Here is a 22,463-nt window from a genome sequence, read left to right as displayed (position 1 = left end):
TCAAGCCATTAGACGAAGTTCATTGCTGTCTGAACGATGAGTGAAACAACTGCAACGACAAACCAACAACACAATCCAAGAACCAAGGGGCGAATACCACTTTTTATGAGTTTCTTAAGATGTGTGTTAAGTCCAATGGCGCTCATGGCCATGACGATAAAGAACTTACCTAGCTGACCGAGCGGTTTTGCTGGAATCCCAGTAAAAGTGCCAATGATGGCCGTTGCTATGAAGCCTAAGACAAACCAAGGGAAAACACTTTTAAAGCTAAAATTATGATTTGCGCCAGCTGCTTGTTGGCGTTTTTTTTGTCTAGAAGTTTGAATGGCGAGTACCAATGTTATTGGGACGATCATCAACGTACGCGTTAGTTTTACGATGGTTGCAAATGTAAGTGCTGTGTTGTTTCCAGCGGCAAGTGACCAAGAAGCTGCTGCAGCTACGACAGATGATGTATCGTTAATGGCTGTACCCGCCCACATACCAAAGCCTAAGTCACTCATACCGAGAGCTCTTCCTAACCAAGGAAAGATGAAAACGGCAATGATATTAAATAAAAAAATAGTGGAAATGGCGTGAGCAACATCTTCGTCACTGGCTTCAATAACAGGCGCAGTAGCAGCGATAGCGGATCCACCACAGATGGATGTGCCTACACCAATCAGGATAGTTGTATCTTTATCGATCTTTAAAAGCTTTCCTATGGCATATGCGGTTAAAAATGAAGCGGTTAAAGTAAATAGCATGACTAAAAGTGATTGTCCACCAACCTTGATAATACTAAAAAGATTCATCTCAAATCCAAGTAGAATAATCGCATACTGTAAAATCTTTTTTGAAGTATATTTGATCCCTAATTCAACTGAGGGAATTTTAAATTTGGGTAAGAATGGTGCAAGGAGCATCCCAAATAAGATGCCAAAAACAGGACCACCGATGATGGGATACTGTTTTCCCAAAAACCAAGCAGGAATCGCGATAAGTGTACATAATAATATGCCGGTTAGCATTTTTTTACTAAATTTCATAAGTCTACCTCTTCTGTCAAAACCGTAAGGACACTTGAGCAAACAAGTGTTACGAAACTGTGTATTTAGGGTATCATAAGCGATAACCCTTATTAGTTTATAATTTTTCTTACATAATGTAAATGATAGATGTAGATAAATTGCAGTCGGAGGACTTTATGTTGTTAATGTCATTTAGAAAGAAAATAGCTCTAATGATTCTTATATTGAGTATCGTCGCCATGTATTCAGCAAGCTTTGCAATGGTGAAAAATGACTTAATCCGAGAAGGCACTCAGCTTGCTTTTGAGGTTATTGGTCGTGAAGAAGGTATTTCTAATCTTTCAGTATCCAGTATCATTCAAGACGTGAATGGTTTTATTTGGTTTGGAACTCAAGGTGGACTCAATCGATATGATGGAAGAGGATTTAAAATCTATTCCAATGACCCTTTCAACTCAAATACGCTTGTACATAACTTGATTCAAACACTATTTTACGATTCAGAGAAAAACCAAATTTGGATCGGTACTTATCAAGGTCTTTCAAGATTTGATATCGAAACGGAGACTTTTACCAATTATACTGTGGAGCAAAACGGTCTTTCCAATCCGGTTGTGGTAGCCATCGATAAAGATGAACTAGGAAACCTATGGGTAGGTACTTTGGATGGCCTCAATCGCCTTAATCCTGAAACCGGTGAAAATGTTGTTTTTGATGTGCCTAGTAAAGTGATTCGAGATATTTATTGGGATAGTTCAGGAAAGATGTGGCTTGGCAGCTATGCAGGGCTACTGTATTTTGATTTTGATGAAATGATGGTAAAAGAAACGGATTACAAGTTACCTGGATTGTCTGTTATGACTATTGCAGAAAAAACACCAGACATGTTGACACTTGGCATATGGGATGAAGGAATCATTAGACTTGATCTAAAAACAGGCAATCAATATGTCAACCAATTTTCAGACAATCGCATCTATTCCTATACCATTACCTCGGATATGACAGAGTGGATAGGGACATGGGGTGGTGGCTTGATTGCTATTACTGCCGAAGGTGCAAGATATGAGTTTGACAGTAATGGTAAGCTAGGTGGCTTATCCCATAACATCGTCTATTCTTTATTTCAGGATGACACGGGTATGTTATGGGTAGGCACGAATGGTGGCGGGGTGTGTAAGGTTAATCCACTGAAAAGAAATTATGTACAGTATGCACATGATGCAGAGGACCCAAACTCAATCGACCAAGGAAAGATCAATTCAATTATAAGAGATCCTATGGATAATCTCTGGGTAGCAGTCTATAATGAAGGATTAAATAGAATTGATGCTGATGGGATTGTACATAAATATAAAGCAGCTGCAGATGTACCAGGTGCTTTAACTGATACCAATGTCGTGGATATGAAACTTGATGGTAATGGTAGGCTCTTAATTACAGTTGGGGACGAAATCATGCAGTACCTTCCATATACGGATAGCTTCAGTACACTGGTTGCTTTACCAAGCGGTGTTATTTCATATGCCTTAGAACTAGTAGATGACCGATATTTATGGGTGGGAACACACAGTGATGGCCTTTTTAAGATTGATCTTAACAATGGACACTATGTCCATTATCGATACGATGACCCAGAACATTATATTTCTGATAACTTGATTTATGATATTAAATTAGATCACAGAGGTAGACTTTGGGTAGCTACAAACAATGGGCTAAATTACATGTCAAAAGATGAAGATCACTTTGAGGTAATCAAAGCAGAAAAAGGAAATATGGGAAAATTAGCATCAAACACCATACATGTCATTTTCGAAGATTCTGAGAATCATCTGTGGTTTGGCCTCGTTGGAGGAGGGATTACACAGTATCGTGAAGATGGTACTTTCAGGACGTTTCTAGAACACGATGGTATGCCTAGTAATGTAGTTCTAGGCATATTAGAAGGTTCGGATGGTCGTTTGTGGGCTTCTACGCAAAATGGTTTAGCAATCGTATCTCCTGAAACAGGTGATATTTTCGCACTGACGCCCGATGATGGTATCGGTGGATATGAATTTAACTCAGGACAATTTGTTGATGTTGACGGTAAAATGTACTTTGGCGGTCAGCACGGTATTACGGTTATACCAGGAAATATTACTGAAGGTGATTTAAAACCACCAAGGGTGTATATAACCGATGTTGAAGTACTACAAACACCTTATGATAATAAAAGAGAGCATTTTAACGGTATGCATCTTGATTTAGAGCAAGATGAAACGCTACTAGGATTTAAGTTCATCGCTCTTGATTTTGATTCACCTGAAAAAGTCGTTTTTACTTATAGAATGGTTGGATTTGATACGGGATGGATTTATTCTGGCACGGTAGATTATGTCACTTACTCAAAGTTGCCACCAGGCGAATATACGCTTGAAGTATTTGCTGAAACAGCAAGAGGTGTTACCTCAGATGTCGTTTCCATGAGTTTGACGATTGCGACACCTTGGTACAATACGACATATGCCTATATGGGATATATCGTTCTAAGTATCCTTGTCGTCTACGGTGTTTTTAAGCTGTGGCAGGGTAGAATGATTCGAAAGCGAAATGATGAGTTAGCTCAACTTAACTCAATGTTAAATGTAGCCAATCAACAATTGGAAGCGCTTTCAACTAAAGACCCTTTAACAGGTGTTTATAATAGAAGATACTTTATGACGCGACTTGAAGAAGAAATGCAGTTGGCGATTCGTTCTGAGATTATGATCAGCTTAATTATGGTGGATGTTGATAATTTTAAAGAAATCAACGATCGATTTGGTCATCATTATGGTGATCAATACCTAGAGCAGCTAGGAGAGCTGTTAATACGGATTCTTAAGCGAAGTACCGATTTTGTTGTACGATATGGTGGTGACGAGTTCTTATTAGTGCTTTTCGATACAGATTCTGAAGGTGCGATGCAAATTGCCCAAAAAATTAAAAAGGAAACTCAAGAGTTGAGAATATACGAACCTCGAAAGAATGCTGTAATTGAAACCACTTGCAGTATAGGTGTTTTCAGTTTTATCCCAACGGCGGGTACCATGACAAAGCAGGTAACAAAATTGGTAGATGAAGCACTTTATCTTGCAAAACGAAGTGGTAAGAATCGAATTGTTGTTCATGATGAAATTACTTAAATCAGCAACCAAGTGCATAGACGCTTGGTTGTTTTTTGAAAGTCTAAGGCATATAATGATGTATAAATAATCTATGAGTTGCATTTATAAACAGGAGGTGCCGATGAGTTATAAATCACTTGGGATGGTACATGGGAGTATTCATTCCACCAGTACACAGGAGGATAGAATTAAATATATTAATTTTAAGCTAGCGACAATGGGGCTTCCTATCTATCATCAGGGTGAATCCGACAAAACAACAGGTGCCTATTTTATCAATCTCTTTTCAGATATCATTCAAGATTATAAAGAAAAAACCCGTATGGTTGACGTGAATACCATAGGCATTCACAAGCGGATTAATGTTTTTTTTAACCAGTATTTTTCAGATGTCGAAACACAACCTAAGGTGGTTAGTGAATATTTTAATCTCGACCACTATGGTCTTGCGAGAGAGCTTTCTTTACCACCAGATCAAGATGAGTTTAAGAATGAATACATTCATAGCTATCGTATCAAGCAAGGTATCCTCAACAATCCTAAAAATGATAGGAGGACAACCAAAGGCTCTTTCCATATCGCTGAAGGCGGTATGAAAATCCCTGGCGATAAGAAGGCAGTTCCGAAGGATGTGTTTCTTAAACTTTACGAGGCGGCTATTCATCCACCTGAGTTGCTTCAAGAGCTGCCTTTCACAAGTGGCCAATTGGATAAAGAAAGAGCTCGAACCTTTGTTGCACTATCGGTTAGACCTATTGTTTCACCTGAAGTTGCAGGGGTTGAACTGGAAAAGACCATGGAGGTTTTGTTTGTTGCACCAGGTAGCTTGGTTTCTAACTTGGATTTTGTAGAGTCTGTTTTTGGTAACTCAGGTGACCCAAGTTATCATGCCAATGATGCGGGGCTCGACATAGATGGCTGGTCAGGACATACGGGTTATATCTTATTAGCGCCACACCTTTCAACCATGAGAAAGAAAGATTTGGGACTGCCACATTATGATCAAGCAACTGAGCGACAAAGACGCGATGGGATGTGCTATAAAGAAAGTGGTGAGCTTTATAATGAAGGTCAAGCATTTAAAATCACCTGTCGAGATGAGAGTGGTGTTGCGGTTACTTTAATTGCAGATAATTATTTTGGCTATTCCAAAAAGGAAATAAAAACACAAATTAGCTTTGCATCCAATCTCTTTGGTGGTGTTGAAGAAGAGCATGCAGGCGGTACGATAGCGTTTCCGAGACGAAATGTAGGTGAAAATTTCAATGCGTGTGATGATAAACGCATCGGTAATTATACCTTTGATGAAGCGATCAGTCGAATCGGTGAGCGAATGGAACTGCTGCCAGAGCATTATGGTATAGATAAGCTGTTCAAAAATGTCATTTACCTTCCTGAAAACATCGAAATTAACCTCAATAAAACGGAAATTAAATGGCAGTATCAAGGGAGAACACATACCATCAAGCTACGACCAGAATCCATCTATATTCTGCCAAATGGTGAAAAATTGCATATGGAAAAGCATCCTGCTGCTCCTGCTTGGAAGTTGATTAGCACAGATGCTGAAGGTACGTTTTGTCACAAACCTTGCACCGTTTCAGGTGGAGGTAAATCAGAAATCTCAAAGCCAATTTCCAATGCGATAATATACGGCAATTACTATATCAATAATCTTGAGTCGGACTTAAACCAAGTAGAAGAAATTTTGAACTACGATTATAGAAAAAGATGGCGTGAGTTTCCTGAGAGGGAGCGACCTTCAAGGTCAATTTTGTCAAAGGATCGAACTCTGGGTTCGGTAATAAAGCTATTATCCCCTTCACCAGCCTACTCGGACGCATTTAATGACTATTTAAGACAAATTCCAAACTATATTAAATCTTTGGTATTTATGGTAAAACGGTTTTACAAACAGTCTTGGCAAGGGGATTGGAGAAGTCATTTTACCGTAGATTTGATTGACGGTAAACCTGGTAATGAAGTGAAATTTGATGGTAGAACCATTCGACCTTCTTATTTAAGAGTTGGGTTTGAGGACGATAAGGCATGGCGCATCTTTAAACTGCGTATGGATTTTATGCCAAGTGAAAAGCTTCAAATGGAGGACGATGTCACAGCATCCACTTTAATTCCAGCAGAAAGATTAAAGCATCTCAATCCAAACTATAACAATCCAAGTTATAAATTTGTTTCTAACTGTGAATATCGATTTTTCCAAAGGCCAGACGATGCCATTCACAAAGGTTATGATTTAAGAGCAGAACGTGATCTTTCAAGTGACCAGCTGTTCGCAACTAATTTTCAGCCTTTGACAAAGGATGATGTATGGTCAATTAAAGAAGACGTTGTCACTTATGTCAACTATACTGAGCCAGTTAGAAATCACATTGAGACGTTTCTAAAGGGAAATGATGCATACTGTGTCGTATCCAGTGAACCTAGACTAGTGGGTGGTGCACCAAGCAAAAACCCGAGATATCTGGAGCATCGAACCGATTTTACAAACCCAGTGATGAACTATGCGGCAGAGATGGGAACTAGATTGGCAAGGCGCATATCACTTCATGATCCAGTACTTACTCCTGTAAATGCCATACTTCCCGGTCGAAGAAATAATCCTCCTGGACTTGAAAATGGCATTAAAGTGCCACCACTTAGCGTCTATAATCCATTGCATTATCAAGAACTACCAGAGCTCTTCATGGACTTTATCAGTAGTTTAACTGGCAAGTCGCCATCGACGACCGGTGCAGGCTCTGAAGGAGCGTTGACCAAAGGACCATTTAATATGCTTTTGCCGATTTACGATCTAAACAACGCCTTGTTAAGTTATATTTTAGGGGGCTATGAGGCATTCACAACACCTGCTGGTCACATAGGGCCAAAGTACAAAGTGGATCATGATATTTCAATACTGATTCCTGAGTTGTGGTCGAGAATGACGCCCGAAGAAAGAAGTCCGAAGCAAATGATTCTGGATGGCGCACTAGAGAAGCTGGATGATTTTGAGTATGAAGGAAGACTAATTAAAGCAAGTCGTCTAGGATATCGTATGACCAATGTTTTTTCTTATAAATTTTTAGGGAAGGTCTTTGATGAACCTCAAACTGTTTTCAGCGAAGAACTTTTAAAACCTGAGCTACAAGATTATGATGCATTTGTGGAAGGGATTGAGAATATCACTAGAGGGCAGGAAAAAGCTGCGAAAGCCTATTTTGCAGATGGTAGTGTTAACGATGCGATTCCACCACTGAAAGCCTTATTATATATTATGGTAGAAGGGACCTATGCAGGGAAAACCATCGATAGTCCTGAGATCAGGGCTTTATTTACTCGCGAATCGGTAGTAAAAAGTGATTGGTATCAAAATCGACTTGTTTTAAAGCAGGCAAATGATTTGGCAATCATCGATAAAAAAATCAGTGCTTTAGAAGCGTTCATCTCAGACAAAGCCAATGAAGATATCGTCAGTGAGTACGGTTATGACTTAGCGTTGGAAAAAGCAAGAATGTTCAGATTAGAAATCTTAAATGCGGCGTATGTCAAAAAGCTTGAAGGGACTATAGGCCTTGGTATTACAGCGTTGTAAAAACAAGTAAAATTCAAATAGCTATGTATATTCGGTTATATATACATAGCTATTTTTACATAATAGTTTTAAATTCTTAGTTATATATAAAAAATATTATATAATAATACCGAAGCATGATTTTTTTAGTTTGTAATGGGTATTAATTTGTTATAGTGTTTAACTGTGCTAAAGAATAACCTGGAGGATTATATGAAGAATTTGAAGTTGAAGACCAAAATAATTACATTAGCCATTCTGATTTTAGCTGTCTTCATGGGCTTCATCCTAATTTTTGTGCTACCGAAAGCCAATGGATTAATCGAAGAAAAAACCGTACAAAAACTTGAGCAGTTAGTGGACTTGCCACTTTCTGAGATACAACGTGAATATGACCTTTATCAGAGTGGTGCAATCAGTGAAGCTGATGCCAAACAGAATGCACTTGAAGTCATTAAAAGCTTTAGATATGAAGAGGTGGAATATTTTTGGGTCAATGATCTAGACGGCATCATGTTAATGCATCCAATTAAACCAGAGCTAGATGGTACCAATGTTCTTGGTATACATGATCCGGACGGCAAGTACTTGTTCCAAGAGATGGTAGATGTTGCTAAAGCCAATGGTGAAGGCAACGTACATTATCAATGGCCAAAACCTGGAAGTGAAGCGCCACAACCTAAGATTTCTTATGTAAAAGTATTTGAACCTTGGGGATGGGTCGTCGGTTCTGGTGTATATGTCGATGACTTAAAAGCAATTGAACAAGGGCTTTTTAGAGATGTTATGATCGCACTTGCAGTTATCGTTGTATTTTCGATTGTTATTATGGCTTTTATAATCCTACCGTTAAACAAAAATTTGAAGAAAATTACAGAAGAAACTTCTAAATATGCTGCACTTGATTTTTCTGAAAAAATGTCTATTCTTTCGAAAGATGAGCTTGGAGGAATTTCGGCTTCCTTTGAAAAGGTTAGAAGTGAATTGATTCAGATGGTGACGAATCTGAAGTCTATTTCTACACAGCTGGATCAAAGTGCTCAGGAGATTAGTGTAAGTTCTGGAGAGCTTGAAGAAGCGTCAGAGTCAACCTCACTATCTGTAACAGATATTTCCGCTGTTATAGAAGAAACGAGCGCTTCTATGCATCAAGTCAATCAAACGATAGATGAAGCTAGAGATGCCATAGAGGTTGTCGCTTCAAAGGCATCAGATGGTGCGCTTAATGCCTCATCAGTAAGTGATCGTGCCGTAAAGCTGAAAAATGATGCTGAGTTATCAGAAAAGGATGCAATCGGCATCTATGAGGAAGTAAAAGAAAAACTTGAAGTAGCAATTAAAAAAGCAGAAGAAGTAGATAAAATCAACGAGTTTCTTGAAGGCATACTCAGAATATCATCTCAAACGCAATTGCTTGCACTTAATGCTTCCATAGAAGCTGCCAGAGCAGGTGAGGCAGGAAGAGGGTTCGCTGTCGTCGCAGGTGAAATCAGTAAACTTGCAGACGAGTCCACAGATATGGTTGGTGGTATAAGGGTGACAGTCGATTTTATAAAAGATACAGTTGGAAATTTGGTCAATGATGCAAATAGTATTTTAACGTTTGTAGAAGAACGCGTTTTGAAGGACTATAAAAAACTCATTGAAATTGGCGACCAGTATAACGTCGACGCAAATGCTTTCAATGATATTATGTTGGAACTAAGTGCGATTTCTGAGGAGTTAAGTAGTTCTATGACAACGATTGCTACCAGCGTTAGCGAGGTGTTTAAAGCGACAGAGCAGGAAGCAGAACAAATCGACAGGATTCAAGCGATGACCATAACCGTTGCAGAAAACGCTTCACTTGTTAGTGGCAGTACTGAAGAAAACCATGCCATTGTAAAAGAGCTAAACGATATGATCGCTAAGTTTAAAGTATAATAAAATCACAATAGCATTAGAAAAATAGCATCAGAAAAAATAGTATCAGAAAAAATAGTAATAAAAAATAGTATCAATTAAACTAGAAAAACCTGCCTAGAAACGGTAAACCGATGTATGTTCTATCCATTGGTTTATCATTCGAAGGCAGGTTTATTTATTAGAAGATTCTAATTCTTTGAAGCTTTTTTATAGGCTACTATTTTGTTGAAGTTAAGTAGCGACCCATCATAACGCCCATAGCGCTTGCCATCATTAAACCTCTTGTCCAACCACTTGAATCGCCTAAGGCGTATAAGCCTTTGATGTTGGTTTCAAAGTTATCATCTATAGTGATTCGGTTAGAGTAAAATTTAATTTCAGGTCCGTATAATAAAGTCTCACCAGACGCAAAGCCAGGCACGACCTTATCCAGAGCTTCTATAAAATTTAAAATATTGGTCATGGTTCTATATGGGAGCGCAGAGGTTAAGTCTCCAGCAACCGCATCCTTTAATGTTGGGATGACATTGGAACGGTCAAGCTCGTGCTGCCATGTTCTTTTGCCTTCGAGAATATCGCCATATCTTTGTACTAATATAGCGCCGTTGCCTAACATGTTGACGAGCTTAGCAGTCATTTTGCCATATTCTGTCGGCTGATTAAAGGGCTCTGAAAAATGATGTGAACTTAAAATGGCTAAATTTGTATTATTCGATTTTAGTTCTTTATAGGAATGCCCGTTGACGATTGCGATTCCTTCATCGTAATTTTCTTGAGAAACAAAGCCACCAGGATTTTGACAAAATGTACGGACTTTATCTCCAAATGGATTGGGGTAACCAATGAGTTTTGATTCATATAGTACATTATTGACAGACTCCATTACTTCGTTTCTAACCTCAACACGAACACCGATATCAATAGGGCCAGCCACTTGATTAATACCATGCTTTTGACACATGTGAAAGAGCCAGTCTGAGCCTTTTCTGCCTGCTGCAACGACTACCTTATCTGCAAATAATTTTACTGAGTTCGTCTTGGTCTTAGAATCAGAGATGATAGCACCTTTTACGACACCGGACTCTATAATAAAGTCTTCTGCTATGGTACTGAAGTGAATTTTAACACCTTTAGCTAAAAGATAATTTTGCAAATCAAGATAGATTTCCTGAGCTTTTTCAGTACCTAAATGGCGAATTGGACAATCAACAAGTTTCAAACTTGCAGAGATGGCCTTTCTTCTAATCTCTTTGATCTCATCTGTATTTTCGATACCTTCAATTTTCTCGTCAGCACCAAATTTTAGATAGATTTGATCGGTATAATCGATAAAGCCTTGTACCTTTGATGTTCCAGAATGTGTTGGTAAATCTCCACCAACTTCAGTTACCAGCGAGAGCTTTCCATCAGAAAAAGCGCCAGCACCTGAAAAACCAGTTGTAATGTGACAATAAGGCTTACAATTTACACAAATCCCTGTTTTGTCCTTTGGACAGTGTCTTTTTTCAATGGAAACACCCTTTTCGAGCAGGGTAATTTCACCAGTGTAGCCTTGTTCAATTAACTCGTAAGCAGTAAATATGCCAGCTGGTCCTGCACCAATTATTAGAATGTTCGTATTTTCAGTTATCATGTGATTCCTCCTTAATTTAAAAGCGATCACACATATGTTGTGAGCAAAAATAAAAATGCTGCACAAGATGTGCAACATTTATAGTCTAACATTTACGGTGTTAGGTAGAAACTTTTGACCCATATCGTCAAATTATATAAATGAATGAGATGCCTCAAACGTAATGGTATTAATTCGCCAGTTTAAGGAAATAGACAAACTATAAAATGCATCGATTACATTTTGTTCGCTTTTTCCTTGATTATTGTACGCTAAGTAATCGAAAAAATCAAGAACAAAATGATAAATATCACCAACATAGTTCGGGTTCTGTAGATTGTTTCATTTTTGTTTCAAGAAGGAGTTTTGCAGTGAAAGGTCGAATATTCTATAAGTGTATTTTGTAACAGGCAATATAGCGTGTATTATGGCAGCAAAGGAAATTACTCTTAGGAGGTTTTATGATTAACACAAATGAACTGATTTTTATAATTTATGTGGAAAATCAAGCGCGTTCAAGAGATTTTTACACAGCACTTTTTAATCGTAGCCCACATTTGGATGTGGACGGAATGACAGAAATTTTTATAAACGATTACACTCGCTTGGGCCTACTACCCGGAGATGGTATCGTTAGAGTCCTAGAAGGAAATGTAGATAATCCCAATCAAAACACAGCCTATCCTAGATGTGAGCTGTATTTATATGTAGATGATCCTGTTGCTTATTATCAAAAAGCGGTTGATTTAGGCGCAAGGGGAATTAGTGAAGCTAAAAATAGAAATTGGGGAGACTATGCATCTTATTGTGCTGACTTTGATGGTAATGTCATCGCATTTGCGAAACGGGTGTAATAGATAAGAAGGAGTAACGGACAATGAAATTAGAGCATTTTGCACTTTGGACAAATCAACTTGAGGCTATGAAGGCATTTTATGTTACTTATTTTAAGGTGACCTCGAATGACAAATATACCAATCATCAAAAAAAGTTTGAGTCTTATTTTCTCACTTTTGAGGAAGGTGCAAGACTTGAACTGATGACCATTGAAGGACTAATAAACCGTCCGAAAATTGAACTGTCGGACTCTAATCCTCAATCGTTAATGGTTGGATACGTTCATCTTGCCATTTCTGTGGGATCAAAGGAAAAAGTAGATGATTTGACAAACAGACTTCGAGCAGATGGACATACCATTTATGGTGAACCGAGAAAAACGGGAGATGGTTATTATGAGAGCAGTGTTCTAGATCCTGATGGTAATATCATCGAAATCACAATTTAAGTAAGAAGCATTCTATAAAAATGAAGCTTTTAAAAAAATGAATCTTACTATGAAAAGGATCTAATAATAAAAGGATCTTATTATATCGGAAGGATAAATGGAATAAAAATTGTTAGATTTGGAGTTCGCTTATGGAGAATCAGTTAGAAAAAAATTTAAAAGAACCATTACTAAGAATTGAACCATCAGATGATCAAATAGCTGCAAATTATATTGAAGAAGCACTACGACTGCAAAACCGTATGGAAGCGCCTTCAGCTCAATCAAAAGAACCTGAAAAAGTTAATCTTTTTGTGAAAGATGAGTCAGGAAAAGTGGTTGGCGGGATACTGACCGTTATTTATAGATATATGATGTATGTGGAGACACTTTGGATTGAACCCCAATATAGAAAGTATGGCTATGGAAGACAACTCATGAATGATGCGGAGCAGATAGCACGCAGTAGAGGCTGTACTCAAATTGAGTTAAATACGTTTAACTTTCAAGCGCCAGAATTTTATAAAAGGCTTGGTTATGATGTTTTTGGTGAGTCGTCTTATAAGGAAGGATTCACACGTTATTATATGAGAAAGTGGCTCAAATAATTTGACCTGTATGTCAGAACGTGAAAACGGTGGCATACAGGTTTTTGATTTAGTACATTTAAATGTCTTTTTAGGAAAAAAATATGGATTAAGCATTTATTAATGTTATTTTAATGTAATCGATAGGTTATTGATGGATAATAGATATGACACAATATCTTCTTAAGGAAGTTGAAGGGAAGTCAATGCGTAATTGCACTATATGATTGGATGGTGATTGAATGAAACGATCCTTAATGCAATTGTACATACACAATTCAAAGGAGGCCGCAAGCTTCTATCAAAAGGCCTTCGATGCAAGTATCATAAGTGAACACAAGAATGAAGATGGCAGCTACCTTCATGTGGAACTTGATCTTGGGGGACAGATTATAGCTTTATCTGAATCAATAGAATCAGATGTCATAATAGGAAATACAATGCAATTTTGTTTGCAATTTGGGGATAGTGAGAAACACAGAATTGTGAAGGCATTTGAAATTTTGAAAGAGAATGCTGAAATTTTGATACCATTAGGACCATGCTTTTATAGTGAGCTGATGGTGAGCTTAGTTGATCAGTATGGCGTTAACTGGTGTTTGTTCGCTTAGAATACAAAGGGAGGAAAGGATTGTGGACATGTTTTACGAATATCTAGTATTTAACATCTTAATGTGCTACATCTTACTTGACTTTGCCATGAATATCATAGAAAGACTTCGACATTCTAAAGTGAATCAGATTTTATTTAAAATCAAACCCGTTTTTGGGTCTGACGCTATTATTATGGTGATCCTAATGAGTTATTTACTTATATCTACATGGGTTAGGTATTTTAAAACTTCACAAGTTTCAAATATGATTGTTTATTCTGTTTTGATCACAACTCTATCACTTATCTTTTTACTTTTGCAGTTTAAGCCTATATTACTAAGTGCAAAAGGCATATGCAGCTTTAATCGATTTATTAAATGGGACTCAATTGTTACATATACTTGGTCAGATCATCATACGGATCAAATTGAAAAATTAACAATCAAGCACAGAAAGAGAATTGCTTTTTTCTTTTTCTATAATTCCAAATTTTCCGTTCAGATTGCGAGTGATGATAAAGAAAGGGTAGATCAATTAATTAAAGGATACGCTTATAGTTCATTCTAGAAGAACAGTTGAAAAAAGGGGATGATGTTTGTAGAATTGCCTAGAACAATTATGGATGGTAGAAGGATATGTTTTGGCATGGCTTTAAAGATTTGAATTAGAAGGAGAATTATGAAATACGAGTTTAGTAACGGATATATTATAATACCAGATGAAGTTGAGGGGGAAGCATCCATTCAGATCATCAAGCAAGGTAGGGAAAAACCGCAAGTGTTTGAAATCAATTATAAAGACATAATAGGGGTCTTGCTGAATGAAGCAAATATATTGGCTAAAGGATATTTACAAATATTAACGAAAGATCAGCCTGTTGCGGCAAAAAATCTATTGTTTGCAATTCAAATGCCATATGTTTTTACAATAGAGAACAGAAAATATAATAGTATGGCGATTGAAGTCAAAAATAGTATATTGGAGAAAACAGATGCTTAAAAAAAATAAGTTCAATAAGAAATGGCTCATATTTTTACCGATTTTCATTCTCTATATCGTTATTGTTGAATTATGGATAGGTGCAGGTATTGAAAATAATTTGGTTTGGGAATCTGGAACCAAGTGGTTAAAAAATAGAACAAAGATGAACTAGGAGGAGGTAATTATGGCTAAATTTGAAAAAACAATTGTAGCTGATTTTAATAAAATTGTAGGTGAGTTAGACAAAGCAATCATCAATAGTGCAGTCTCAATGAACTTAGTGGATGAAAATTCATATAGTTCAGGAGAGGTTCAAGTGCTGGTAAGAGTTTACGATAAGTATTTTATGCGAAATAGTTCTCGAGCAAGTTTGAGTTTAACGGTTGTAGACAATGGAAATGAACTATATGTTTCAGCAATCGGTGCAGGTGGCGGACAAGGTGTTATCTTTAATCTGAGTTGGGGGGCTGAAAGTGAACTCGTGGATATCGTAAGCGATTGTTTGAGAGACTTAGGTTATTAGAGCTAAATATTCTTTGAGTAGTGCCATCTTTCATGAGAACGATGGCTACTTTTAAGTCACAATTTAGTTTGTAGTAAAAGTTGTGGAATTGTAGTATGAAGATTTTTAATGTGTCATAAAAATGTCATATAGATTTAAGACAATCAAAAGAGGATTTGTTTGATAGATATAGAATTTAATAGTATTGAAATGGATCAAAGTTAGAATAATGAATTACATGCGAAATGCATAAAAGAAGATCAGTAAAGGTGACTCATGAAAATTATATCTGTAAGAGAAGAACCCCATTATGCAGAGAAGGCAATTGCATATTTTCAGAGCAAATGGGCTTCTGAAAAAACGATGATTATATATGAGGATTGCATAAAAAATGCGATTCATACGAAAAGTCCTTTACCTCATTGGTATTTACTCGAGGATAATAATGAGATTATAGGATGTGCAGGGCTGATTACAAACGATTTTATCAGCAGAATGGATTTGTATCCATGGATTTGTGCGCTGTATATTGAACCTGCCTATAGAGGAAACGGATTTGGTTATCAGTTGATAGATAGAGCAAAGGAAGATGCGAAGAAGGCGAATTTTAGTGATGTTTACCTGTGTACGGATCATATAGGTTATTATGAAAAGGTTGGATTTGTGTACATTGGTGAGGGTTATCATCCCTGGGGAGAGCATTCAAGGATTTATAAACATCCAGTCTAGTCTTCAAAATTGGAGGAAAATATGTTAAGTACGAACCCTACAGAAAAGGGGAAACAATTATATGAAGCCATATACAAGCAACAAGAGGCATCTCTTTTTAGTTCGATGAGGTATACGGATTTAGAGGATCTTCAAAAAATGGAGATTGTTTTTAACTCAGAAGACTTAATATTATTGTATGATCAAACGGGTAAGGTCGCTGAAATCCATTATGCAACCAATGACTTTGAACATTTAATTACGGCTCTTAAAAATCTTAGGCTAAATGGTGTCATTAAGTTCATAAAAAAACCATATGATCAAGCACTCGTAGGTATCGGTTTTAGAGTTTTCTGTGAAATACAAGATTTCTTTAACCGATCTTTAGTTGCGACTGCAAATACGCTTAGCAATGCAGTCGTACCTGAGTTTGCTTCTAAAGGGGATTGTCAGATTCTTTCTGAAATATCAAGAGCCTGTATTGGATATAGTCGAGGCTTCTTTGGCGATGATACAGAATGGTTCGAAAATTGGCTAGAAAGTGGCAATGAAGTTATTGTTCATAGAGTACAAGGTAAAATTGTTGGACTCTGTTGCGTATCTATTTATAACGAAGGCACAACGCTTTGGATTCGTGAACTTGCAGTGAAACCCAAATTTCACAAACTTGGCGTTGGTAGACATTTATTTGAACAAGCACTTCTTTATGGAGCTAAAAATGGTGCGAATAAGGCTTTTCTGGCGGTTGATATTGAAAATTTACACGCGATAAAACTTTATCGGCAATATGGATTTATGCCAAAAGAAGATGAATATGAGTTACAAATGAAAAGGAACAATTTGAAATAGGACAGGAGTATGGTATGAGGACTTATGTCGCTTTACTAAGAGGTATAAATGTAGGAAAGAAAAGAATAAAAATGGCAGATTTAATTGTGATCTTTGAGAGCTTGGGACTGACTGCGGTTCAGACCTATATTCAAAGTGGTAATGTCATTTTTAATTCAGAATTAGACGAAGCAACATTGACCGAACTCTTATCAAAAAAAATTAGTGCGCATTACGGTTTTGATGTTCCTGTAATATTAAGAAGTTCTTCTGAATTCCAAAAAGTGCTTTTAAATTGTCCATTCTCAAAAGATGAGATTGAAAATGCGATTGCGCTTGGAGCAGTAGGGAGTTATGAGGCTGCATATGTTTCCTTTTTACCTCATGAGATAACAGAACAAGATTTTTCTAACCTTACGAAATACATCGAAAAAGATAACCTGTGTGCTTTTTATGGACGTGAGGTTTACCTCTTGCTCTCAGAGAGTATCCGAACTGCCAAAGTAGCTATCAACTTGAAACGCCTTGGTACGGAAGGTACTGTTAGAAATTTCAATACGATTATAAAGATTGGTGATATGCTTGAAAATATTGAAGAATAAATGGGTGGCGTTATTAATTGCATTAGCATTGTCAGAACTGATTCCTTTCGAATTTGCAGCATATTTGACACGCCATTTTGAAGGTGCTGTTTCAACTGCATTTGGAGTACAGCCATCAACCGCTTATTATTATTTCTTGTCAGCTCTATGTCACCGAAGTATTCAGTTTGTTACAGTACTCATCATATTTAAGCTATGGTTTAAAATGCCATTATCTGGTTTAGGGCTTAATCTTGAAAATAAAAAGGATAGTTTAAAGATAATCAAATTTGTTGTAATTATTTGGCCAATATTGGTGTTTTTTTTCTTTTTAATAAGTTCAATTGTGATTCCAAATTTTGCGAACTACATAACAGCAAAATATCCTGTTCAAGGCAATATGAAATTTGCACTCATATTAAGAGATTTATTACTGTTGGATGCATTTGCAGAAGAAGCACTTTTTAGAGGCTTGATATTTGTTGTTCTAGGCTTTGCATGGCGAGAAACCTTTCGGTTCATGGGAAAGACGTTTAAAATCGTAACCTTATTGTCAGTTCCATTTTTTGTTCTATCACACATAAGTTTAAGTGTTATTCCATTTGAAGTCTATTATTATGATCCCGTCCAATTAGCTTTGACTACTTTTACAGGGCTTTTATTTGCGACGATATATGATCAAACAAATAGTTTATTCGCCCCAATTGTGGTACATGGTTATACAAATTTTGTTATCACAATTTTAGGTTTAATGACTTCATATATTTTAAGTTAGATGAATACATAGATTTCTTTAGTTGAGTCTTTTTAAATGGAGGTCATATTATGAGTGATAAGGTCATTGTTTTTTATTCTAAAGACAATAATACAAGAACCGGAGCGAGACTAATTGCCAATCATATTGGTGCAGAACTGATAGAACTAAAAGAATCAAAAAAAGGAAATTTTATTCAAGCACTTCGAAAAAAAGGCTCTAGATTAATTGGAGACCCTTGGTCTGAGATCAAAACCTCTAATGAAGTCATTTTAATGCTGCCAATATGGGCGAGTAATGGCGTGCCAGCAATGAATGCTTTTTTAGATCATGCGGATTTTTCTGATAAATCAGTCTCAATTATTACCTTTCAACAATTTGAAGATTTGAGAAACAGTGATAAAGTGCATGACTACATTAGAACCCGTGTTGAAGAAAATGGCGGTAATGTTGTCTACACAAAAGCACTTTTAGGAGGGAAAATGAATCATTTTGCAGGTGAAAGTGCCATTGAAAGTCAAATTAAGACCATAGAGTTTTTGAGGTTACAAAATTGAATTCAGTTCAAGACAGTTTAAGAGCCATTTAGGAAGAAAAAGAGTTCAATAAAAACAAAAGAGGTATAATTCTTTTATAGATGGTGCATTTCTATGAAAATGCACCATTGCCAACTTTATATGTATCCCGCTGACAGCGGGGATAGTGTCATTAACGTCCAATATAAACTGGAATGTCCTCGTCGCCTGCAACATAATGGCTATTGTCATTTGCAGGGGTTGCTCCGATAGCAACTGTAAGTAGCAGTAATAGAGTAATAAAGCTGATTAATTTTGTTTTCATTGTATCCTCCTTGGCTTTCGATTGGATATAGGGTACAATGGAAACGAACACAAAAACTGCTAATGCATTGGGAGTATCATGGACTTAAAAGAATTTGGAAAACAAGCACTTATCGTAAGAGAAAATTGTGGTTTTACTCGTGAAGAAGTAAAGTCGATAACGGGAATTTCGGTTGAGACATTAAGACGTCTTGAAAGAGGTATTCCTGAGCCCAAGCTATCTACGCTTGAAAATTTATCAAACTTATATCGATTTGATCTTCTAGCACTATTTGCTGAAACGAGACATCCATTTTCATTATTTTCTGAGAGTATGGTAAAGTTGGTAAACGAAAAATTGAATACCTTAGACTACGAGGGATTAATTGAACTAATCGACCATGCTTTTGAAGAAATAGCACATAGTGATAGTGAAGAAGTGGAGAATAATACTTACTATATGCATTTTCTAGAAGCCTTTAGAGGCATTAGGATAAAAGAAGTAAGAGACGGGAAAACTATTGTTGTCAATGTTGAAAATATCCTATTGGCTTTATCTGGTAAGAACTCAAAGCTACTGAATACACCGTACCTGTATCCCTTCGAAGTTACTGTGGCAATCTATTTAGCGACTCTTTATCGAAGAAATAAAGAATGTGAGCGTTCAATTGAGTTTTGTCAGCACGTGCTTGAAAAGATTAATTATTATCCTGTTTTAGGGGATCGAGTTGTTGATCAAATAGGCGCTCTATATCAAGCAATTGCATATGCATTTCATATTATGGATGAACATGTGAAGGTAATTGAAACCATTGATCTGGCTTTGTCAGATCGGAGGCTTGCTTTTACAAATACATTGTATGTGGATATGATCATGAGAAAAGCAGTTGCATATCATTTTCTTAATAGAAGAGAAAGCTACGATTTGTTTACGGTGGCAATATTGAATTCGACAGGTGAGAGACGAAAAGTATTATTGAAATCAATTGTCGAACAATACGGAATTGACCATCATTTACGAAACGAACTGGATTATTAATGCTAGTAAATTGCCAAGTGCTAATTTATTAGCATTTTTTTATACTCTTAATTTTGTATGATAAACGAGTCAGTCACAGAATGTATAAAATGAGAGGGTATTATGAATAAAAACGAAAAAACTTTCTTTGGTGTGGCGGTAACAATTTTATCTGAGTTACAAGCAATTACACATCGGGAGAATAGACAAGACACATATTCGGTAATGAATCAATCCTTTATGGATTATTATTATTTATCCTTACCGCAAAAGCATTTTTATGAAAAAGATCTTTTTGATAAGATGCATAATCTTACATATGAGCAAATTCAAACCATCAAAACTCTGGTTGAGATAGGAATGGATAATCCCACTAGCATTTGTGATATTGAAGACTTATTTGATAATAAGTTAATGTCCTTGAAGTGGACTGGGGACACTGGAAGAGAAATTCTGAACTTAATTCACTGTAGTTACTTTTCTCAGGGCTTATCAAAAGGCATTGAGATTATTGATAAAACAGTTGGATTAGCTTAGTTGGTTGATATTAATAATCTTTTGTTGTTAGAAATGGGGTAATGATATGAAAGAAAAAGATTTGAAAAAGCTGGTTCATAAAAAAGCGGCACTAAAAAAGAAAACACCTAAAATGGATGAGTTAAAAATGCTTCATGAGTTTGCGATGATTGAATCGAAAATCAATTTAAAGAATTTCAAAGTTAAAGCAAGTGCATGTGTAAGCGGAGATGGATTTGAGGGGCTTTATAAGAATGCGAACTTTGAGTTTCTTAAAGACGAAGATTATCCAGTAAATGTAAATCCATTAAACTAATTTAATAAAATAATTAGAAAAAGACCTACATCATACATGCAGGTCTTTTTTTTAATATTGAGAGTGAAACATTGGGTATGACTGAGTTGGATTTCTATCATTTGAGAAGTTATAGAAAGCAAATTAAGGGTAACTATAATAGTGACGGATTGCTTTTCTTTGATATAGAAGTGGGTGAAAAGATGTTATATTATTTGTCTAAAGAAGAACGTGATCAATTAATGACCTCATTAACTGAATCGCAAAGGACTTTTTTAAATGAGCATATTAAAAGAGGAAAGAGAACTGCATTTGCAAGAGTTATGGCACGCGAAAAAGGCATTTCCATTACAGAGGACATGACTGCAGAGGAGATTGAATCACATATAGACGATTGGGTTTTAAGTGATTTTAATGATGCGGGTAACGGCTATAAGACATTGGACGAACCATTAAAATGTGAATGTGGTAAGGTGCTTAGATATCAGTACGTTGTGTCTAACAAACACACTGGTGAGGTGAAAAAGTTTGGCATCATTCATTTTGAAGAGCATATGGGATTTCCGCCACATGTCATCAAGGCGATCGTTGATGATTTTGAAGCCATTGATTATGAACTAGATGATATTTTAACTAAGGTTAGAAATGGTTGGCAACTCAACTTAGATTTGCCAGATGGTTTTATTTTAGGTGAAGATATTATTCGCTTTATTTCTATGCGACTCCCATTATTAGATTCTCAGATCGATCGATTAAGACGACAAGTGAGACAGTATTACTCCAAACAGAAAAAGCAGATGATTCATGAAAAAAAGGATCCAGCTTATCATGTGGTGAGTAGAGCAAGGGAGCTAAAAGCACTTGAAACTTCTTTGGATGATGACTTTTATGAAAGTAAAAGTAATATAGATGAACGGTTTGTTACGATAGTAAACACTTTAATTCATCCAGGAACGATTAGTGCTGAAAAAATAGCGGTGACTCTGACGGAACGCTATGGTTATTCATCGCGGATTCGAAGAGGGCATTATGAGGTTTACAACAATGTAGTGGTTTATCTTGACAGTCTTGTGGAGCAGGGGAAGGGAATTGTTCTAAAAAAATCCACATCGGATGCGGTATATAAATTCAATTAATGATCTAGATGATAATAATAGTCTAAGGAAGTTGAAGATAAATAAAGGTGCTATGTCTATCAAAATGATTGACCTTAGCACCTTACTTTTATTTTTGTCTTCTTTCATACAGAAAAACATCATGCCATTTACCGTTATCCATCTGACCAAGACGTTCGCGATACCCAACTTCACGAAAACCACATTTTAAATGAAGCTTTCTACTAGGTGTGTTTTCTCTAATGATGCCTGCTTGTAATGTCCAGATGTTATTCTCAGAAGCAATTTCAATTAATCGGTTTACAAGTGCGGTACCTACTCCCTTGCCCTTTGCATCTGCTTTTACATAGACACTTAGCTCCGCGACGCCACTGTAAACACACCGTCCAGAGTATGGAGAAAGTGCAGCCCATCCAAGAATCTCTTGATTCTCTGCTGCTATTATTCGACCAATGGGAAGATGCCCAGAATCCCAACTTTCATATGATGGAATTTCAGACTGAAAGGTGGCAAGTTTCGTTTGAATACCTTCAAGATAGATTTTTGATACGTCATGCCAATCATTTGGCAACATTGCTCTAATATCCATAATTCCCTCCCATAATAATATTTTCCCATTATAGGACTTTTATAAAATGAAATCAAGTGGGAA

General features: G+C 36.5%; 24 protein-coding genes and 1 riboswitch. Of the genes, 20 read left to right on the top strand and 4 right to left on the bottom strand.

The annotated features are described in order from the left end of the window. Positions 1 to 8: 8 nt before the first annotated feature. Positions 9 to 1,028, bottom strand: coding sequence for a YeiH family protein (locus AC4PID_RS04745; RefSeq protein WP_492134420.1), 1,020 nt, complete (start codon positions 1,026 to 1,028; stop codon positions 9 to 11). 158 nt (positions 1,029 to 1,186) lie between these two features. Between AC4PID_RS04745 and AC4PID_RS04740 the strand changes: the two genes are divergently transcribed. From AC4PID_RS04740 to AC4PID_RS04730, 3 genes are all read left to right on the top strand, one after another. After that, on the top strand, positions 1,187 to 4,180 hold the full coding sequence (locus AC4PID_RS04740) for a ligand-binding sensor domain-containing protein (protein WP_492134419.1): 2,994 nt from the start codon (positions 1,187 to 1,189) through the stop codon (positions 4,178 to 4,180). A gap of 103 nt (positions 4,181 to 4,283) precedes the next feature. Then, positions 4,284 to 7,754, top strand: coding sequence for a PPi-type phosphoenolpyruvate carboxykinase family protein (locus AC4PID_RS04735; RefSeq protein WP_492134418.1), 3,471 nt, complete (start codon positions 4,284 to 4,286; stop codon positions 7,752 to 7,754). 192 nt (positions 7,755 to 7,946) lie between these two features. Next, positions 7,947 to 9,656 carry a methyl-accepting chemotaxis protein gene (locus tag AC4PID_RS04730; protein ID WP_492134417.1) on the top strand — a complete coding sequence of 570 codons (1,710 nt, stop codon included), beginning with the start codon at positions 7,947 to 7,949 and terminating at the stop codon, positions 9,654 to 9,656. A gap of 199 nt (positions 9,657 to 9,855) precedes the next feature. On the opposite strand, the gene AC4PID_RS04725 is transcribed toward AC4PID_RS04730, so the two are convergent. Next, the gene (locus AC4PID_RS04725) at positions 9,856 to 11,271 is read right to left on the bottom strand and encodes an NAD(P)/FAD-dependent oxidoreductase (protein ID WP_492134416.1); all 1,416 of its coding nucleotides are present in this window, start codon (positions 11,269 to 11,271) and stop codon (positions 9,856 to 9,858) included. 61 nt (positions 11,272 to 11,332) lie between these two features. Next, a riboswitch (purine riboswitch) is annotated at positions 11,333 to 11,431 on the bottom strand. Positions 11,432 to 11,711: 280 nt separating this feature from the next. Here AC4PID_RS04725 and AC4PID_RS04720 point away from each other — a divergent pair. The 13 genes from AC4PID_RS04720 (at position 11,712) to AC4PID_RS04660 (ending at position 18,606) form a co-directional block, all read left to right on the top strand. Next, positions 11,712 to 12,104: a VOC family protein gene (locus AC4PID_RS04720; protein WP_492134415.1), complete on the top strand. Its 393-nt coding sequence runs from the start codon at positions 11,712 to 11,714 to the stop codon at positions 12,102 to 12,104. Positions 12,105 to 12,127: 23 nt separating this feature from the next. After that, positions 12,128 to 12,535 (top strand): VOC family protein, encoded by a 408-nt coding sequence (locus AC4PID_RS04715; RefSeq protein WP_492134414.1) that lies wholly within the window; start codon positions 12,128 to 12,130, stop codon positions 12,533 to 12,535. A 131-nt stretch (positions 12,536 to 12,666) separates the two neighbouring features. Next, complete coding sequence (locus tag AC4PID_RS04710; protein WP_492134413.1) at positions 12,667 to 13,122, top strand: GNAT family N-acetyltransferase; 456 nt, start codon at positions 12,667 to 12,669, stop codon at positions 13,120 to 13,122. Positions 13,123 to 13,343: 221 nt separating this feature from the next. Next, positions 13,344 to 13,712 (top strand): VOC family protein, encoded by a 369-nt coding sequence (locus AC4PID_RS04705; RefSeq protein WP_492134412.1) that lies wholly within the window; start codon positions 13,344 to 13,346, stop codon positions 13,710 to 13,712. A 28-nt stretch (positions 13,713 to 13,740) separates the two neighbouring features. Then, positions 13,741 to 14,262 carry a DUF5673 domain-containing protein gene (locus tag AC4PID_RS04700; protein WP_492135358.1) on the top strand — a complete coding sequence of 174 codons (522 nt, stop codon included), beginning with the start codon at positions 13,741 to 13,743 and terminating at the stop codon, positions 14,260 to 14,262. Between the two features lie 111 nt (positions 14,263 to 14,373). Next, entirely contained in the window at positions 14,374 to 14,694 is a 321-nt protein-coding gene (locus AC4PID_RS04695) for a hypothetical protein (RefSeq protein ID WP_492134411.1), read from the top strand. Further along, positions 14,687 to 14,848 carry a hypothetical protein gene (locus AC4PID_RS04690; RefSeq protein ID WP_492134410.1) on the top strand — a complete coding sequence of 54 codons (162 nt, stop codon included), beginning with the start codon at positions 14,687 to 14,689 and terminating at the stop codon, positions 14,846 to 14,848. Before AC4PID_RS04695 ends, AC4PID_RS04690 begins: the two co-directional genes overlap by 8 nt. Before the next feature lie 12 nt (positions 14,849 to 14,860). Then, positions 14,861 to 15,199 carry a DUF6054 family protein gene (locus AC4PID_RS04685; protein ID WP_492134409.1) on the top strand — a complete coding sequence of 113 codons (339 nt, stop codon included), beginning with the start codon at positions 14,861 to 14,863 and terminating at the stop codon, positions 15,197 to 15,199. A gap of 255 nt (positions 15,200 to 15,454) precedes the next feature. Continuing rightward, on the top strand, positions 15,455 to 15,907 hold the full coding sequence (locus AC4PID_RS04680; RefSeq protein ID WP_492134408.1) for a GNAT family N-acetyltransferase: 453 nt from the start codon (positions 15,455 to 15,457) through the stop codon (positions 15,905 to 15,907). Between the two features lie 21 nt (positions 15,908 to 15,928). Next, the gene (locus AC4PID_RS04675; protein WP_492134407.1) at positions 15,929 to 16,735 is read left to right on the top strand and encodes a GNAT family N-acetyltransferase; all 807 of its coding nucleotides are present in this window, start codon (positions 15,929 to 15,931) and stop codon (positions 16,733 to 16,735) included. Between the two features lie 14 nt (positions 16,736 to 16,749). Continuing rightward, the gene (locus AC4PID_RS04670; protein WP_492134406.1) at positions 16,750 to 17,316 is read left to right on the top strand and encodes a DUF1697 domain-containing protein; all 567 of its coding nucleotides are present in this window, start codon (positions 16,750 to 16,752) and stop codon (positions 17,314 to 17,316) included. Continuing rightward, positions 17,297 to 18,070 (top strand): CPBP family glutamic-type intramembrane protease, encoded by a 774-nt coding sequence (locus AC4PID_RS04665; RefSeq protein WP_492134405.1) that lies wholly within the window; start codon positions 17,297 to 17,299, stop codon positions 18,068 to 18,070. Before AC4PID_RS04670 ends, AC4PID_RS04665 begins: the two co-directional genes overlap by 20 nt. Positions 18,071 to 18,120: 50 nt before the next feature. Further along, on the top strand, positions 18,121 to 18,606 hold the full coding sequence (locus AC4PID_RS04660) for a hypothetical protein (protein ID WP_492134404.1): 486 nt from the start codon (positions 18,121 to 18,123) through the stop codon (positions 18,604 to 18,606). A 151-nt stretch (positions 18,607 to 18,757) separates the two neighbouring features. On the opposite strand, the gene AC4PID_RS04655 is transcribed toward AC4PID_RS04660, so the two are convergent. After that, positions 18,758 to 18,889: a hypothetical protein gene (locus AC4PID_RS04655; protein WP_492134403.1), complete on the bottom strand. Its 132-nt coding sequence runs from the start codon at positions 18,887 to 18,889 to the stop codon at positions 18,758 to 18,760. A 78-nt stretch (positions 18,890 to 18,967) separates the two neighbouring features. On the opposite strand from AC4PID_RS04655, the gene AC4PID_RS04650 reads away from it, so the two are divergent. From AC4PID_RS04650 to AC4PID_RS04635, 4 genes are all read left to right on the top strand, one after another. After that, positions 18,968 to 19,906, top strand: a complete 939-nt coding sequence (locus AC4PID_RS04650) for a helix-turn-helix domain-containing protein (RefSeq protein WP_492134402.1) — start codon at positions 18,968 to 18,970, stop codon at positions 19,904 to 19,906. 102 nt (positions 19,907 to 20,008) lie between these two features. Then, positions 20,009 to 20,422, top strand: a complete 414-nt coding sequence (locus AC4PID_RS04645) for a hypothetical protein (protein WP_492134401.1) — start codon at positions 20,009 to 20,011, stop codon at positions 20,420 to 20,422. 46 nt (positions 20,423 to 20,468) lie between these two features. Further along, positions 20,469 to 20,717 carry a hypothetical protein gene (locus tag AC4PID_RS04640; RefSeq protein WP_492134400.1) on the top strand — a complete coding sequence of 83 codons (249 nt, stop codon included), beginning with the start codon at positions 20,469 to 20,471 and terminating at the stop codon, positions 20,715 to 20,717. A gap of 77 nt (positions 20,718 to 20,794) precedes the next feature. Then, positions 20,795 to 21,832: a hypothetical protein gene (locus tag AC4PID_RS04635; protein ID WP_492134399.1), complete on the top strand. Its 1,038-nt coding sequence runs from the start codon at positions 20,795 to 20,797 to the stop codon at positions 21,830 to 21,832. Between the two features lie 88 nt (positions 21,833 to 21,920). On the opposite strand, the gene AC4PID_RS04630 is transcribed toward AC4PID_RS04635, so the two are convergent. Next, positions 21,921 to 22,400 (bottom strand): GNAT family N-acetyltransferase, encoded by a 480-nt coding sequence (locus tag AC4PID_RS04630; RefSeq protein ID WP_492134398.1) that lies wholly within the window; start codon positions 22,398 to 22,400, stop codon positions 21,921 to 21,923. Positions 22,401 to 22,463 lie beyond the last annotated feature (63 nt).

Source organism: Fusibacter sp. QWL-12 (assembly GCF_058683495.1).
Note: the sequence above shows the minus strand (reverse complement) of the source record. Positions and strands in the feature narration are given on the sequence as shown.